Genomic DNA, 14,051 nt, shown 5'->3' with positions numbered 1-14,051 from the left:
AACTACTGCTTACAATATTTTTACGTTTTCGTCTTTTCTGAAAATTACAATATTCAAAAGCTTACAAAATAGCCTTATTCACTTAACAATCAATTTATTACATTTTATAAATTTACAATGGCAGAATTGCAGAAAGATTTCTTGTTTATACTGATTAAGTCATTAACAACCTCTGAAAAACGTCAGTTCAGGCTGTACGTAAACCGTCTTGGAATTAATGTAGATGCAAAATTTCTGCTTCTTTTCTCTGAGCTGGATAAAATGAAGGAATATGACGAACAGGTCATTATTGAGAAAAAAATTTCAACAAAACAGCAGCTTTCCAATCTGAAAGCCCACCTTTACAAACAGATTCTGGTGAGTCTCCGCATGAACCCAAGCCATCAGAATTACAGGATTCAGCTTCGGGAACAGCTTGATTTTGCTAATATTCTCTATCAAAAAGGACTTTACAAGCAAGCTTTGAAAATACTGGATAAAACTAAGCAATCTGCTATGGAACTGGACGAAAAAAGTATTGCATCCGAAATTATCAATCTGGAGAAAGTAATAGAATCGCAGTTTATTACAAGAAGTATTGTAGGCCGTGCAGATGAACTTATAGAACAGTCTACAGAGATCAGCCGACAAAATCAATACGCTACAGATCTGTCAAATCTGTCTCTGAAATTATACAGTGAAATGCTGACGCATGGTTATGTAAAAAATGATAAAGATCGTGAAGAAGTATTGGAGCTTTTCAATAGTCAGATCCGGAAAATAAAGCTTGAAAAACTAAATTTCACTGAAAAATTGTGGTATTTTAAAGCCCATGTCTGGAAAAACCAATTGCTACAGGAATATAAATATACCCTGAAATATGCCTATCAATGGGTAGATCTTTTTCATAAGAATCCGGAGATGATTATCAGTCATCCGGTATGGTACATCAAAGGAAATACTTATCTCTTGAAAATCCTCTTCCTGTATGGAAATATTGATATTCTTGAAGAACATTTTGAAAATTTCAATACTACGGTGAATTCTGAGAATTTTGCTCAGAATGAAAACCTGCAGGCTCTTATTTTCCTTACTCATTATAATACTTTAATGAATATCCATTTTGTAAAAGGTGAATTTTTCACAGGGACAAAGCTGATTCCTGAGATTGAACTAAAAATGGAGAGACTTCGCGAAAAAATAGACGAACACCACTTTATGATTCTATATCTGAAAATGGCAGCCATGTTTTTCGGAAGTAAAAACTTTAAGAAATCTATCGAATATTCTATGAATGTGGTTGAATGCAAAGGCAATGTTCAGGAAGATCTTCTTTTTCATACAAGAATTCTGATTCTGATGGCTAAATATGAGTCCGGAAACGATGAAGACTATGATGAATTTATCAGTTCAACCCTCAAATTTGCTAAAAAAATGAAGAAGCCTGAAACGTTCCATTTCGAAAGCATTCAGTTCTTTAAAAATATCAATGATCTGGTCTTAAATAAACAGCTGGAAGCATTTGCTGCCTTTGATCAAATACTGGAAACCTTTTCCAAAAATGAATACTACAGAAGATCACTTCTGTACATTGATATTCACGGTTGGGTAAAATCCAAAGTGCAGAATGTGGATGTCATTGAAATTATCAAGCAGAAAGTAAGGTATAAGAGAAAAGGATAAAATTACCTGGTGACTTCGAGAGCCTCAGCCACCAGTAGGTTGGATAATCAAAGATTGTAGAAGATATCAGATATTCCAATTATAAATTGGGCATTCTGGTGGCTGAGGCTCTCGAAGCCACCAGAAAACTACATTCCCTCCATAAATCTCAACGCATTTTTGTAGCTTATTTTCTCCATAATCTCTCCGGAAAAATCCTTTTCAATTTTTTCATTGATAGAATTGAAAGCGGATGCATCGTCATATCCTTTAAAGAAAAACGGATGGCGTGATGTATCCGGATGATCTTTGCAGTAGAAAAAATCAGCTCCATAAGCTATAGCGTCTTCTCCTCCCAGATCCAGACCATATTGAAGATGCTCGTACAGTTTTTCCGGATTTTTATCATCAACGCAGTTTCGAATAAAATTGAGACCAATCAGTCCTTTTCTTTTAATCACTTCCAGAGCCAGTTCATCAGGAAGATTTCTGTTTTTATCATGAACAGCCCTGTAATTGGAGTGGCTTGCCAGGATAGGGATTTGATAATTTCTCTGATCTATATAATTAAGAATACCATAAGCAAGCTGATCACTTGTGTGCGCAAGATCTATGGCAATTTTACGGTCTGCAATATAGTCAATCAATACTTTTCCATCTTCTTTCAATCCGGCTTCGGAATTATTTCCCCCTCCAAAACGGTTTTCAGTATGATGAGTGATTCCCAAATAAAGAATCTTTTCTGTTTTTTCAATGATCGTTTCCAGATTTTTAAACCCGGATTTTAAAGGATCATTTTCACCGCAAAAACCGGATGCATTTTCAATAGAAGCGATCACTCCTACCCTGTTTTCATTTTCAGGATTTTTGTAGTTTTCACCATTAAATAAAAAGAAGTTTTCATTTTTCAGCATATCAGAAAATAGATCACTCTGTTTTGCTCCATACTCCGTACTGTTTGCTCCTGTCGCCGAATAAATAGCCATTACCTGGAGTTTTACATTTCCTTCCTGTAAGTAAGGAAGTGAGCATCCCAGTTCTTTATCATCAACTGTGGAAGCAGGATTCAATAAATGACAGAGTAAATCGCAGTGGAGATCAATAGTAAAGTTTTTCATAACATCAGATAGTATCATTTCTATTTACAGTGAATATTGAATTTTAAAGAGCAGGAAGTCACATTTTCCCGGGTTTTCATCATAGAACATATGAAATTCAGGGGATTTCTCACTGCAAAGCTTAAATTGAAGATGGGACAATTTAAAATCACCCATCTGATTTTAAAGATTCAATTGTAATTCTTATTTCAAATATACTTTAAAAATAGCATATTATTTAAAAAATGCGTATTTTTGCATCTTAAAATTTCTTAGTAAACAATGATAAAAATTACACTTCCAGACAATAGTGTCAAAGAATTCGAAGGAGAAGTTACTCCTCTAGATGTGGCAAAATCTATAAGCGAGGGATTGGCTAGAAATACCATTTCCGCAGTTGTAAACGGCAAACAAGTAGAAACGACCACACCTATAACCACGGATTCAACGGTACAATTGTTGACATGGAATGATGATCTAGGTAAGAAAGCCTTCTGGCACTCTTCTGCCCACTTATTGGCGCAGGCTATCCTTGAATTTTATCCTGATGCTAAGCTTACCATTGGTCCGGCTATCGAAAGCGGATTCTATTATGATGTAGATTTCGGAGACGAAAGTTTATCTGAAAAAGATTTTGAGAAAATTGAAAAGAAAGTTTTGGAAAATGCCAAGAAAGGTTCAACATTCTCATTATACCCTGTATCTAAAGAAGAAGCATTAAAAACATATGCAGACAATCCTTACAAAGTAGAGCTTATCTCTAATCTTAATGATGGAGAAATCACTTTTGTAACGCATGATAATTTTACGGATTTATGCCGTGGCGGCCATATTCCTAACACAGGAATTGTAAAAGCTGTGAAAATTTTAAATGCTGCCGGGGCTTACTGGAGAGGAAATGAAAAAAATCCTCAGCTTACAAGAGTTTATGGTATTTCTTTCCCAAAACAGAAAGAGCTTTCCGAATATCTTGAAAAGCTGGAAGAAGCCAAAAGAAGAGACCACAGAAAACTGGGTAAGGAACTTGGTATTTTTGCATTTTCTGAAAAAGTAGGTGCAGGTCTTCCGTTATGGTTGCCAAAAGGAACTGCTTTAAGAAGAAAACTGGAGAATTTCCTTTCTGAAGCTCAGAAAAAAGGAGGTTATGAATTTGTAATGTCTCCACATATCGGATCAAAAGAACTGTATGTAACTTCAGGACACTGGGATAAATATGGTGCAGACAGCTTCCAGCCTATTAAAACGCCTAATGAAGGTGAAGAATTTTTGCTGAAACCTATGAACTGCCCTCATCACTGTGAGATCTACAAAACTTCGCAATGGAGCTACAGAGATCTTCCAAAGAGATATGCAGAATTCGGAACTGTTTACAGATATGAGCAAAGCGGAGAGCTTCACGGACTGACAAGAGTTCGTGGATTTACTCAGGATGACGCCCACCTTTTCTGTACTCCGGATCAGCTTTTAGAAGAATTTGAAAAAGTAATTGATTTGACTCTTTACGTCTTTAAATCATTAGGTTTTGAAGACTTTGTCACTCAGGTTTCTTTAAGAGATCCTGAAAACAGAGAAAAATATATCGGTTCTGATGAAAATTGGGAAAAAGCCGAAAGTGCCATCATTAGTGCCGCTGAGAAAAAAGGTTTGAAAACGATTGTGGAATACGGTGAAGCTGCATTCTATGGTCCTAAACTGGATTTCATGGTGAAAGATGCTTTAGGCAGAAAATGGCAGCTGGGAACTATTCAGGTAGATTATAACTTACCGGAAAGATTTGATCTTCATTATATCGGAAACGATAATGAAAAGCACAGACCGGTAATGATCCACAGAGCTCCGTTTGGATCTATGGAACGTTTTATCGCGATCCTTCTGGAGAATACTGCAGGAGACTTTCCGTTGTGGTTGAGCCCTGATCAGTTCATCATCCTGCCAATCAGTGAAAAGTATGTAGATTATGCAAAAAAAGTTTCACAATTTTTGGAAAATCACGATATTAGCGGTCTGATTGACGACAGAAATGAGAAAACCGGGAAAAAGATCCGTGATGCGGAATTGAAGAAGATCCCGTTCATGCTGGTAGTAGGTGAAAATGAAGCCAATGAAGGCACAATTTCTGTAAGAAGACGTGGAGAAGGAGACCTCGGGGCAATGAGCATGGAGGATTTTGTTTCTTACTTTAAAAAAGAAGCAGCGATATAAAAAAATATTAAAAGATTAAAGAATTTAAAGATTGAAAAACTGCTAAACGCACACTAATCTTTTAATCATTCAATTTTTTAATCTTTTAATTTAAGAAAAAATAGATAAGTAATTAACCAATAAAATTATAATACAATAGCACAAAGATTTAACAACAGGGGCCCACAGAGACGTCCGGTACAGGAGGACTTACACTTGATCAACGATAAAATTCGTGTGAGAGAGCTTCGTTTGGTGGGCGATAACGTAGAGCCAGGAGTTTATCCGATTGATAAAGCAAGACAGCTTGCTACAGAGCAGGAACTTGATCTGGTAGTAATCTCCGATAAGGCTGAGCCTTTTATTGCAAGAATATTAGACTATAAAAAGTTTTTATACGAGCAAAAGAAAAAACAAAAGGAACTAAAGGCAAAACAAGTAAAAGTGGTTGTAAAAGAGATCCGTTTCGGGCCTCAGACTGATGATCACGATTATGAATTTAAGAAGAAACATGCTGAAAAATTCCTTGAAGAAGGTTCGAAATTAAAGACCTACGTATTTTTTAAGGGACGTTCAATTATCTTTAAAGATCAGGGAGAAATCTTACTTCTGAAGCTTGCTCAGGAACTTGAGCACGTTGGAAAAGTAGACCAGCTTCCTAAGCTTGAAGGGAAAAGAATGATTATGATGATGAGTCCTAAAAAACCAGCTAAATAGTTTTAACAGATGTAATATCTGTTTCCTATCATATAAAACCTCAAATTATTTTGAGGTTTTTTGTTTTCCGAATAGTTAAGTTTTTATTAAATATTATCCTATATCAATATTTTTTGAAAGATATAGATATACATTTGTATTAAGCCTATCAAAAACAAATATTCATTATATTATTAATAACTTAAACAGGAAAACAATGAGCACACTTAGATTAAAAGACGGAACAGAAATTTATTACAAAGACTGGGGAAAAGGACAGCCTCTTTTTTTTCATCACGGATGGCCATTATCCGGGGACGACTGGGATGCACAAATGTTGTTCTTCCTGGAGCAGGGTTACAGGGTGATTGCACATGACAGAAGAGGTCATGGAAGATCAGAACAAACCGCTGAAGGACACAATATGGACACTTATGCCTCAGATGTAGCAGAAATCGTTGAAGCCTTAGACCTGAAAGATGTGATCCATATCGGCCATTCTACAGGCGGCGGTGAAGTCATCAGATATGTAGCTCAATACAGCAAAGGAAGGGCTTCCAAAGCTGTTCTTGTAAGTGCGGTAACACCTATTATGATCAGGAATGAAAACAATCCGAACGGCATCCCTATGTCTGTTTTTGATGAAATCCGTCATTTTACAGCGACTCAGAGACAGCAGTATTTTATAGACTTTACCCTTCCCTTCTATGGATACAACAGAGAAGGAGCAGAAGTTTCTGAAGGTGTGAGAAGAAACTGGTGGAGACAGGGAATGATGGGATCCATTAAAGCGCATTACGACTGTATCAAAGCATTTTCTGAAACCGATTTTACAGAAGACCTGAAAAGTACTGATATTCCGGTTTTGGTGCTGCATGGAGAAGATGATCAGATCGTTCCTTTTGAAACAACCGGTAAGGTTGCCGCTACCCTTCTTAAAAACGGAAAACTGATTTCTTATCCGGGATTTCCACATGGAATGCCTACTACAGAAGCTGAAACAATCAATAAAGATTTATTATCATTTTTCCAGTCATAATAATTATTGTTGAAAACATCTTCAAAAAATATTTTTAATATAGAGCCGTTTCTCAACAGAGACGGCTTTTTTATCATATAACTCCGATAAAATCACAGATAATAAAAGTTTGGATTGATTTTTTTTGTATCTTTGCAAACTGTAAATCCTACGTATTGCAGGAATCAAAGACAAGATATTGATAACAAAACAATAAAAAAGCAGAACAATGCCAAAATTAAAAACGAAATCAGGTGCTAAAAAGCGTTTTAAACTTACCGGAACTGGGAAGATTAAAAGAAAAAATGCTTTCAAAAGCCACATCTTAACTAAGAAAGAAACTAAGCAGAAGAGAAATCTTACGCAGACTTCTTACGTTGCTGCTGTGGACACGAAAAGCGTTCTACGTCAATTAGCAATTAAGTAGTTTTTATAAATCTATATTCGGTTTATAAGAATTCAAAACAAATTCAACAATTTAACCCTGAAACGGTGCCACTAAGAGCAGTTTAAACTGCCGCCCTTTTCAAAAAAACAATTTAAATTATGCCAAGATCAGTAAATGCAGTAGCTTCAAGAGCTCGCAGAAAAAAAATTATTAAGCAAGCTAAAGGTTTTTTCGGTAGAAGAAAGAACGTTTGGACAGTAGCTAAAAACGCGGTAGAAAAAGCAATGCAATATGCTTACCGTGGAAGAAAAGAGAAGAAAAGAAATTTCAGAGCACTTTGGATCACTCGTATCAACGCGGGAGCTAGAGAGCACGGAATGTCTTACTCTCAATTTATGGGAGCTCTTAAAAAGAACAACATTGAGCTTAACAGAAAAGTTTTAGCAGATTTAGCAATGAATCACCCTGAAGCTTTCAAAGCAGTTGTAGATCAAGTAAAATAATGTAGAATTTTTTGTTATCAATATAATCCCGGGCTATGCTCGGGATTTTTTTATTTCTAATAATCTGATGTGATTTTTATTCACTAAAAAATCAATAATATAGATTAAAATTAACCCTTTCAAACACGTTAGAAAAAATAAAGCCGGATTACAGAATTTTTCCTTTTTGCATAAAATAAAATTGATTTTTATTATCTACATTTGTTGAATTATTAAATCTTTAAAATTTTAGTGAAAAGTGAAAAAAATATCGACTATTATTCTTCTTTCTTTATCAGCTTACAGCCTTCAGGCCCAGAATTTTATACAGGCTTACCAGACGAGAGTTGATAAAATAACGCAGGCCAACATCACATCAAACCTTCAGCAATTCAGTGATCTTGGGGTAAAAACCACAGGTTCTGTTGAAAATACAAATGCGCTGAATTGGCTCAAAGCTAAATACGAATCTTACGGATACACTGCCAGCCAGATTACCGAAGACGCTTTCACTTATGGGGCTTCTACCTCTAAGAATTTAATTATAACCAAAACAGGAACTCTTTATCCCAATACCTACGTAGTTATCTGTGGGCACTATGATACCGTTACAGGTCCCGGAGTAAGTGATAATGGCAGCGGAACTTCTATTTTACTGGAAGCAGCAAGGATTTTAAAAGATGTTCCTACCGATTACTCCATTAAATTCATCCACTTTTCCGGAGAAGAACAGGGACTTTTAGGGAGTAAACATTATGTGAACAATGTAATATTCCAGAACAACGCACGCCAGGTTAATCTGAAACTTGTTTTCAATATAGACCAGGTAGGCGGAAAAATAGGCAATGTAAACAGCAATATTACCTGCGAAAGCGATCAGAGCGGACAGACGGGTAATAATGCGGCATCACTGGCAGTGACTCAGGAGTTAGCTACATGCACTACCCTTTATTCCCCACTCCAGCCAACCATGTCCAACGCTTATGCTTCAGATTATATTTCATTTGAAAATAAAGGAGATATTATTACAGGTTTTTATGAAACAACGAGAAGCCATAATGAACATACCGTAAACGACACTTTTGCCAATATAGATCCTGTATATGTTTTCAATGTAGGAAAAGCAGCATTGGGTGCTCTTCAACATTATGCAGGTGCTTCCAGTACTCTGGGGACGGATGAAGTATACGCTGACAATCCATTGGAAACCATCAAAATTTATCCTAATCCGGCTCAGGATGTCCTTCATATTGAACTTCCGAAAGAAAACAAAAATTTCCAGGTTGAAATCAGTGATATGAACGGCCGTCTGTTAATTAATGCAGAAAGTGAGAAAAAAATAAATACTTCAGCTTTGATGAACGGAGTATATATGGTAACCGTAAAATCTGACAAAAACAGCATAACCAAAAAAATCATTATCGAAAAATAACACCAACACACACACCACAAACAAAATTTTAAGATGAAAAAGTTGACTACATTTTTATGTGTTGCAGCAGCCTGTGGCAGCTTCAGCGCACAAACCCTCATTCAGGCCTACAAAAACAGGGCAGATCTGGTATCTCAAACCAATATCACCACCAATCTTCAGGAGTTTGCCAATTTAGGGGTCAAGACTTCCGGATCGGTGAATAATGCCAATACACTGACCTGGATTAAAAACAAGTACACCTCTTATGGGTATACTGCCAGCCAGATCGTAGAAAATCCTTTTACGTTCGGAAGTACCAGCACGAAAAATCTGGTAATAACCAAAACAGGAACCCTCTACCCTGATAAGTATGTCATTATCTGCGGCCATTTCGATACCGTTACAGGTCCGGGCGTGAATGACAACGGAAGCGGGACTTCTGCTATTCTGGAAGCTGCCAGAATTTTAAAAGATGTTCCAACAGAATATTCCATTAAATTCATTCACTTTTCCGGTGAAGAGCAAGGTTTATACGGAAGTTCTTATTATGCCAACAATGTCGCTTTTCAGAGTGGCGTAAAAAAACTGGATATCAAGCTGGTTTTCAATCTTGATCAGGTAGGCGGGAAACTTGGAAACACCAATAACAAAATTATCTGTGAAAGAGATACCGGCGGACAATCCGGAAACAATGCCACTTCCAATACAATGACACAGCAGCTGGCAACATGTACTACCCTGTACTCTCCTCTTCAGACCAGTATTGCAAGCGCTTATTCCTCCGATTATATGCCTTTTGAGCAAAAAGGATATGTAATTACAGGTTTTTATGAATCTACCAGAAGTTATACTGAGCATACCGTGAATGATACCTTTGCGAATGTAGATCCTGTATATGTATTCAAAGTAGCTAAAGCTGCCGTAGGGGCCATGCAGCATTTTGCAACGGCTTCCACAACTGTTTCTGCAGCTAAAGAAAGTCCTGCGAAGAGTTTAGAAACCGTAAAATTGTATCCCAATCCGGTAAAAGATATCCTTACTGTTGAACTTCCCGATTCAAAAATAAAGACGTTTACGGTTGAAATTACGGATCTGGCAGGAAATCCTTTACTGAAAGAAGAAAATCAGGCACGGATCAATATTTCACGTATTGCCAATGGAATCTATTTATGCACGGTGAAAGCCGAAGGCAGCAACATCACAAGAAAAATAATTATTGAAAAATAATCATCAACAGGCCCTGGCTTTTGCTTAGGGCCTTTCATTTTATAACCTACACCACAAACCACTAAATATAATTACAATGAAAAAAGCAATCATTCTTATGTCTGTTGCTCTATCGGTATCCGGTATGAAGTCACAGACTTTTATCCAGGCTTATCAGGATAGGGCTAATCTGGTTTCGCAGAGCAATATTACAACCAACCTTCAAGGGTTTTCCAATTTAGGAATAAAAACTACAGGCTCTGTGAATAACGCCAATGCTCTGACCTGGATTAAAAATAAGTACATTTCTTACGGGTATTCTGCAAGCCAGATTGTGGAAGATCCTTTTACTTACGGAAGCACAAGTTCAAAGAATCTGGTGATTACTAAAACCGGAACCGTTTATCCTAATAAATATGTTATTATCTGCGGGCATTTTGACAGTATTAATGGCCCTGGCGTGAACGATAACGGAAGCGGAACTTCAATTATTCTGGAAGCGGCAAGAATTTTAAGAAACGTTCCTACGGAGTATTCCATTAAGTTCATCCACTTTTCCGGCGAAGAACAGGGATTAAGAGGAAGCAGCCATTATGTCAACAATGTAGCCTATCAGAATGGTACCAGAGTCCTGGATATTAAACTTGTATTTAATCTTGATCAGGTAGGAGGCGTTATGGGTAATAATAACAACACCGTATATTGCGATCAGGACCAAGCGGGACCAACAAGCAATAATGCAGCCTCTGCAACAGTAACACAGGAGCTTAGAAACTGTACTGCTCTGTACTCTCCTCTTCAGACTGCTGTAGATCCTGCGGAAGACACAGATTATATTCCTTTTGAAAGAAAAGGTGAAGTGATTACAGGCTTTTTTGAAAGAATAAGAAGCAGCTATCCGCATACATCCAATGATACTTTTGCCAACACAGATCCTGTTTATATCTACAAAATTGGAAAGGCCACAGTAGGAGCCCTTCAACATTTTGCAGTGGCCTCTACTGTAAATTCCCTTATGCTCAATACCAAAGAAGAGACTTCAAATTCTTCTCTTGAAGCAGTATCCCTGTATCCGAATCCGTCAAAAGACTTGATCAATATTGAACTTCCGGATAAAAATGTAAAAGACTTCAGTTTTGAAATTACAGATCTTTCAGGAAAATTACTCCTTAAAAAGAATAATGAAACAAAGATTAATATTTCCGGACTGGCAGCAGGAGCCTATATTGGAATTATCAATGCTGATGGTCAAAAAGCTGTACGAAAGGTTTTAATCGAAAGATAATCCCAACCTTTACAATCCATTCAAAATAATACTGCAGGAAGTCTTCTTCCTGCTTTTTTATTGGATACAACTGCAAAAACTGACACACGAAAACCCTCCAGGAGAAGATGTGGGAATATAAAAAATCCTTAATTTTGGAAGTGAGGACAATTATTTTTTAACATCTGCTGGTATTTTGCTACTAATTCTATGGTAACCAGGAACACACTGCATACCGTTAGAAATAAATAAACCTCGTATTACACCAAATCAAAAACATATGAAAAAAATACTTTTCACAACCGCATTGGCTTTGTCCATCTTTTCCTGCAAAGAAAATAAGTCCCGGAATACTCCGATTGTAGAAAACGCCGTAGACAATGCAGAATCTTCTGTGTCAGGCTCTATAAAAAGTTATCGGAACGAAAATATGATTGATAAGATATATTCTGAGCTGATGAAAAATGATAAAAAATTGAAAGCCTTTGACAATAAACTCATCGAATCTTTTGAAGAAAGCAGAAATGTTTTAGCAATTTACGGCCAAACCCTGCAGAAATCAGAGTCTTTTTATCTTGATGCCCATCAGCAGGCGGCAAGTATTAAAGATTCTCTTCTGAAACAGCAGATTCAAAAGGAGATTAAAATAAGCGCCGATCAATACGATCAGAAGATAAGCAAAGTAAAAGAGCTCATCGGAAAAGTGAATAAGAGCAATGATGACATCAACAATCTGTATACTGCTTTTAAAATCAGAAAAACACTTCCTGAAATAGAAAAATACCAAAACGGGCATCCTCTGAAAACAGACAGCCTTGAAACTCTCATCAATAAACAGAACCAATTGGTGAACGAACTGAAAAATCTTAAATAAAAAATGAATTATACCACGAAATGGCTTGATAATGCAATCAGAACTGAAGAATTGGTAGACTTTTTCATCACCCACAAAACAGATTCCTATATTTCGCACAGTGAAATTATTTACGGAAGAGCCTTAGATGCCAATCACTGGAGTCCTGATCTTAAAACCATTTTAACGAAACAATTTGAGTCCGGATTTGATGAGGATCAAAATTCAAAGTTAAAAATCCTGATTGCTGAAAACGGGGATAGAAAAATCGTTGGAATGTTGATTTTTAATATCGTTAATGGATTTAAAAACTATGCCATACTGGAAGATATGTTATTGGATGGTTCTTTAAGAGGACAGTCACTGGGAAGCACACTGCTGGAGAAGGCTTTAGAGGAATCCAAATCTTGGAATATCAGCTTTATGATGCTGGAAAGCGGGACTGACAATGCCGGAGCTCATCATTTTTTTAATAAATATGGTTTTAAAAAGGTATCTGAAAACTATATTTTAACCTTATAACAAGATCAGAAATCAATCCTTATGAACAGCATTTCAATCATAGGAGCTGGAATCGGAGGCCTGGCTTTGGGAAATACTCTAAAACAACATGGACTGGACTTTACGATCTATGAATCCGCCGCGGAAATAAAACCTGTGGGAGCAGGAATTATGATGGCTATCAATGCCATGCAGATCTTCGACCGTTTGGGCATGAAAGAAAAAATTGAAAATGCAGGAAATAAAATCCATGGAATTTCTATAACGGATGAGTCCTTAAAACCGATTACCCAAACCAATATTCTTCCGCTGGAAAAAAAATACAATTCCTGTAATGTAGCCATTCACAGAGCTGAACTTCAGAAAATTCTGGCTGAAAATATAGGCTATAAGCATATTAAACTTGATCATTCTTTGAATAAGATTGAAAAAACGGAGAATTATTCTTTATATTTTGACAACGGAACCCGGACAGAAAGCCAGATTGTCTTTGGTGCTGACGGCATCAAATCAAACATCCGGAATCAGATTCTGAAGACAGGAAGCATACGGAATGCAGGGCAGAAATGCTGGCGGGGATTGGCTGAATTTGAGTTACCCGAAAAATTTAATCATGAAGCTTTTGAAATCTGGGGAAAAGGGAAACGTTTCGGTTTTGTAAAGATCTCAGAGAAAAGGGTGTATTGGTATGCTTTGGTTAATGAGCAAAAATACAAACGCTACTTAGATATCTCTGAAAATTTTCAGGAATTTCACCCGCTTGTTTTAAACATTCTTGAAGCTACTTTAGCAACAAATATTATTCTAAATGATATTATTGACCTGTCTCCTATTCCAGCCTGGTATTCTCAAAACCTCTGCCTGATTGGAGATGCCGCTCATGCAACAACTCCTAATATGGGTCAGGGAGCCTGCCAGGCCATTGAAGATGCCTACATTATTGGAAGATTATTGGAAAACACAACGGATTTCAATCAAGTTTTTAAGGAGTTTCAAAGAATCAGAAGAAAGAAAGTAGATCATATCGTAAGTACAAGTTGGAAAATCGGAAAGATCTCTCAATGGGAAAAAGGAAATTCTTTACGGAACTTCTTGATGCAGCTTATCCCCGGAAGCACCAACCGGAAACTGGCAGAAAAAATTGTTCAGCTGGAATTATAATTAGGGCTCTTAATGAGCTTTTTCTCCATAAAATACTTTCTCTCTTTTTAAATAAGGAGTTTTATCCATATAATTTTAAAATAAACGAATAAAAATTATAATTGCAACATTGTTGCTTTTGTTTAAAAAATAAAATAAACTATTATTTT

13 protein-coding genes are annotated in these 14,051 nt (G+C 36.6%); 12 read left to right on the top strand and 1 reads right to left on the bottom strand.

Features of this window, described 5'->3' with window-relative positions:
• Nucleotides 1-117: 117 nt before the first annotated feature.
• Complete coding sequence (locus tag ACM46_RS12810) at nucleotides 118-1,662, top strand: hypothetical protein (RefSeq protein WP_048507010.1); 1,545 nt, start codon at nucleotides 118-120, stop codon at nucleotides 1,660-1,662.
• Nucleotides 1,663-1,790: 128 nt separating this feature from the next.
• On the opposite strand, the gene ACM46_RS12805 is transcribed toward ACM46_RS12810, so the two are convergent.
• Nucleotides 1,791-2,759, bottom strand: coding sequence for a dipeptidase (locus tag ACM46_RS12805; protein ID WP_048507009.1), 969 nt, complete (start codon nucleotides 2,757-2,759; stop codon nucleotides 1,791-1,793).
• A gap of 261 nt (nucleotides 2,760-3,020) precedes the next feature.
• Here ACM46_RS12805 and thrS point away from each other — a divergent pair, with 261 nt between their 5' ends.
• The 11 genes from thrS (at nucleotide 3,021) to ACM46_RS12750 (ending at nucleotide 13,902) form a co-directional block, all read left to right on the top strand.
• Entirely contained in the window at nucleotides 3,021-4,940 is a 1,920-nt protein-coding gene (gene thrS, locus ACM46_RS12800; protein ID WP_048507008.1) for a threonine--tRNA ligase, read from the top strand.
• A gap of 195 nt (nucleotides 4,941-5,135) precedes the next feature.
• Nucleotides 5,136-5,636, top strand: a complete 501-nt coding sequence (gene infC / locus ACM46_RS12795; RefSeq protein ID WP_172617123.1) for a translation initiation factor IF-3 — start codon at nucleotides 5,136-5,138, stop codon at nucleotides 5,634-5,636.
• A gap of 196 nt (nucleotides 5,637-5,832) precedes the next feature.
• Nucleotides 5,833-6,654 (top strand): alpha/beta fold hydrolase, encoded by an 822-nt coding sequence (locus ACM46_RS12790; protein ID WP_048507007.1) that lies wholly within the window; start codon nucleotides 5,833-5,835, stop codon nucleotides 6,652-6,654.
• A gap of 208 nt (nucleotides 6,655-6,862) precedes the next feature.
• The gene (gene rpmI / locus ACM46_RS12785) at nucleotides 6,863-7,060 is read left to right on the top strand and encodes a 50S ribosomal protein L35 (protein ID WP_047453167.1); all 198 of its coding nucleotides are present in this window, start codon (nucleotides 6,863-6,865) and stop codon (nucleotides 7,058-7,060) included.
• 119 nt (nucleotides 7,061-7,179) lie between these two features.
• Entirely contained in the window at nucleotides 7,180-7,524 is a 345-nt protein-coding gene (gene rplT / locus ACM46_RS12780) for a 50S ribosomal protein L20 (protein WP_048507006.1), read from the top strand.
• 238 nt (nucleotides 7,525-7,762) lie between these two features.
• Nucleotides 7,763-8,935, top strand: coding sequence for a M28 family peptidase (locus tag ACM46_RS12775; RefSeq protein ID WP_048507005.1), 1,173 nt, complete (start codon nucleotides 7,763-7,765; stop codon nucleotides 8,933-8,935).
• Nucleotides 8,936-8,968: 33 nt separating this feature from the next.
• Entirely contained in the window at nucleotides 8,969-10,144 is a 1,176-nt protein-coding gene (locus ACM46_RS12770) for a M28 family peptidase (RefSeq protein WP_048507004.1), read from the top strand.
• A gap of 76 nt (nucleotides 10,145-10,220) precedes the next feature.
• Nucleotides 10,221-11,408 carry a M28 family peptidase gene (locus ACM46_RS12765; protein ID WP_048507003.1) on the top strand — a complete coding sequence of 396 codons (1,188 nt, stop codon included), beginning with the start codon at nucleotides 10,221-10,223 and terminating at the stop codon, nucleotides 11,406-11,408.
• A 259-nt stretch (nucleotides 11,409-11,667) separates the two neighbouring features.
• On the top strand, nucleotides 11,668-12,261 hold the full coding sequence (locus ACM46_RS12760; RefSeq protein ID WP_048507002.1) for a hypothetical protein: 594 nt from the start codon (nucleotides 11,668-11,670) through the stop codon (nucleotides 12,259-12,261).
• Between the two features lie 3 nt (nucleotides 12,262-12,264).
• Nucleotides 12,265-12,762, top strand: a complete 498-nt coding sequence (locus ACM46_RS12755) for a GNAT family N-acetyltransferase (protein WP_048507001.1) — start codon at nucleotides 12,265-12,267, stop codon at nucleotides 12,760-12,762.
• A 21-nt stretch (nucleotides 12,763-12,783) separates the two neighbouring features.
• Nucleotides 12,784-13,902, top strand: a complete 1,119-nt coding sequence (locus ACM46_RS12750; protein ID WP_048507000.1) for an FAD-dependent monooxygenase — start codon at nucleotides 12,784-12,786, stop codon at nucleotides 13,900-13,902.
• Nucleotides 13,903-14,051: the final 149 nt, after the last annotated feature.

The sequence above is a fragment of the Chryseobacterium angstadtii genome, from assembly GCF_001045465.1.
GTDB lineage: Bacteria > Bacteroidota > Bacteroidia > Flavobacteriales > Weeksellaceae > Chryseobacterium > Chryseobacterium angstadtii.
Note: the sequence above shows the minus strand (reverse complement) of the source record. Positions and strands in the feature narration are given on the sequence as shown.

What these genes read in the sequence shown, in the direction of transcription:
- ACM46_RS12765 (WP_048507003.1), top strand. Translation starts at nt 10,221, where the DNA reads ATGAAAAAAGCAATCATTCTTATGTCTGTTGCTCTATCGGTATCCGGT.
- ACM46_RS12760 (WP_048507002.1), top strand. Translation starts at nt 11,668, where the DNA reads ATGAAAAAAATACTTTTCACAACCGCATTGGCTTTGTCCATCTTTTCC.
- rplT (WP_048507006.1), top strand. Translation starts at nt 7,180, where the DNA reads ATGCCAAGATCAGTAAATGCAGTAGCTTCAAGAGCTCGCAGAAAAAAA.
- rpmI (WP_047453167.1), top strand. Translation starts at nt 6,863, where the DNA reads ATGCCAAAATTAAAAACGAAATCAGGTGCTAAAAAGCGTTTTAAACTT.
- ACM46_RS12755 (WP_048507001.1), top strand. Translation starts at nt 12,265, where the DNA reads ATGAATTATACCACGAAATGGCTTGATAATGCAATCAGAACTGAAGAA.
- ACM46_RS12770 (WP_048507004.1), top strand. Translation starts at nt 8,969, where the DNA reads ATGAAAAAGTTGACTACATTTTTATGTGTTGCAGCAGCCTGTGGCAGC.
- ACM46_RS12810 (WP_048507010.1), top strand. Translation starts at nt 118, where the DNA reads ATGGCAGAATTGCAGAAAGATTTCTTGTTTATACTGATTAAGTCATTA.
- thrS (WP_048507008.1), top strand. Translation starts at nt 3,021, where the DNA reads ATGATAAAAATTACACTTCCAGACAATAGTGTCAAAGAATTCGAAGGA.
- ACM46_RS12805 (WP_048507009.1), bottom strand. Translation starts at nt 2,759, where the DNA reads ATGAAAAACTTTACTATTGATCTCCACTGCGATTTACTCTGTCATTTA.
- ACM46_RS12790 (WP_048507007.1), top strand. Translation starts at nt 5,833, where the DNA reads ATGAGCACACTTAGATTAAAAGACGGAACAGAAATTTATTACAAAGAC.
- ACM46_RS12750 (WP_048507000.1), top strand. Translation starts at nt 12,784, where the DNA reads ATGAACAGCATTTCAATCATAGGAGCTGGAATCGGAGGCCTGGCTTTG.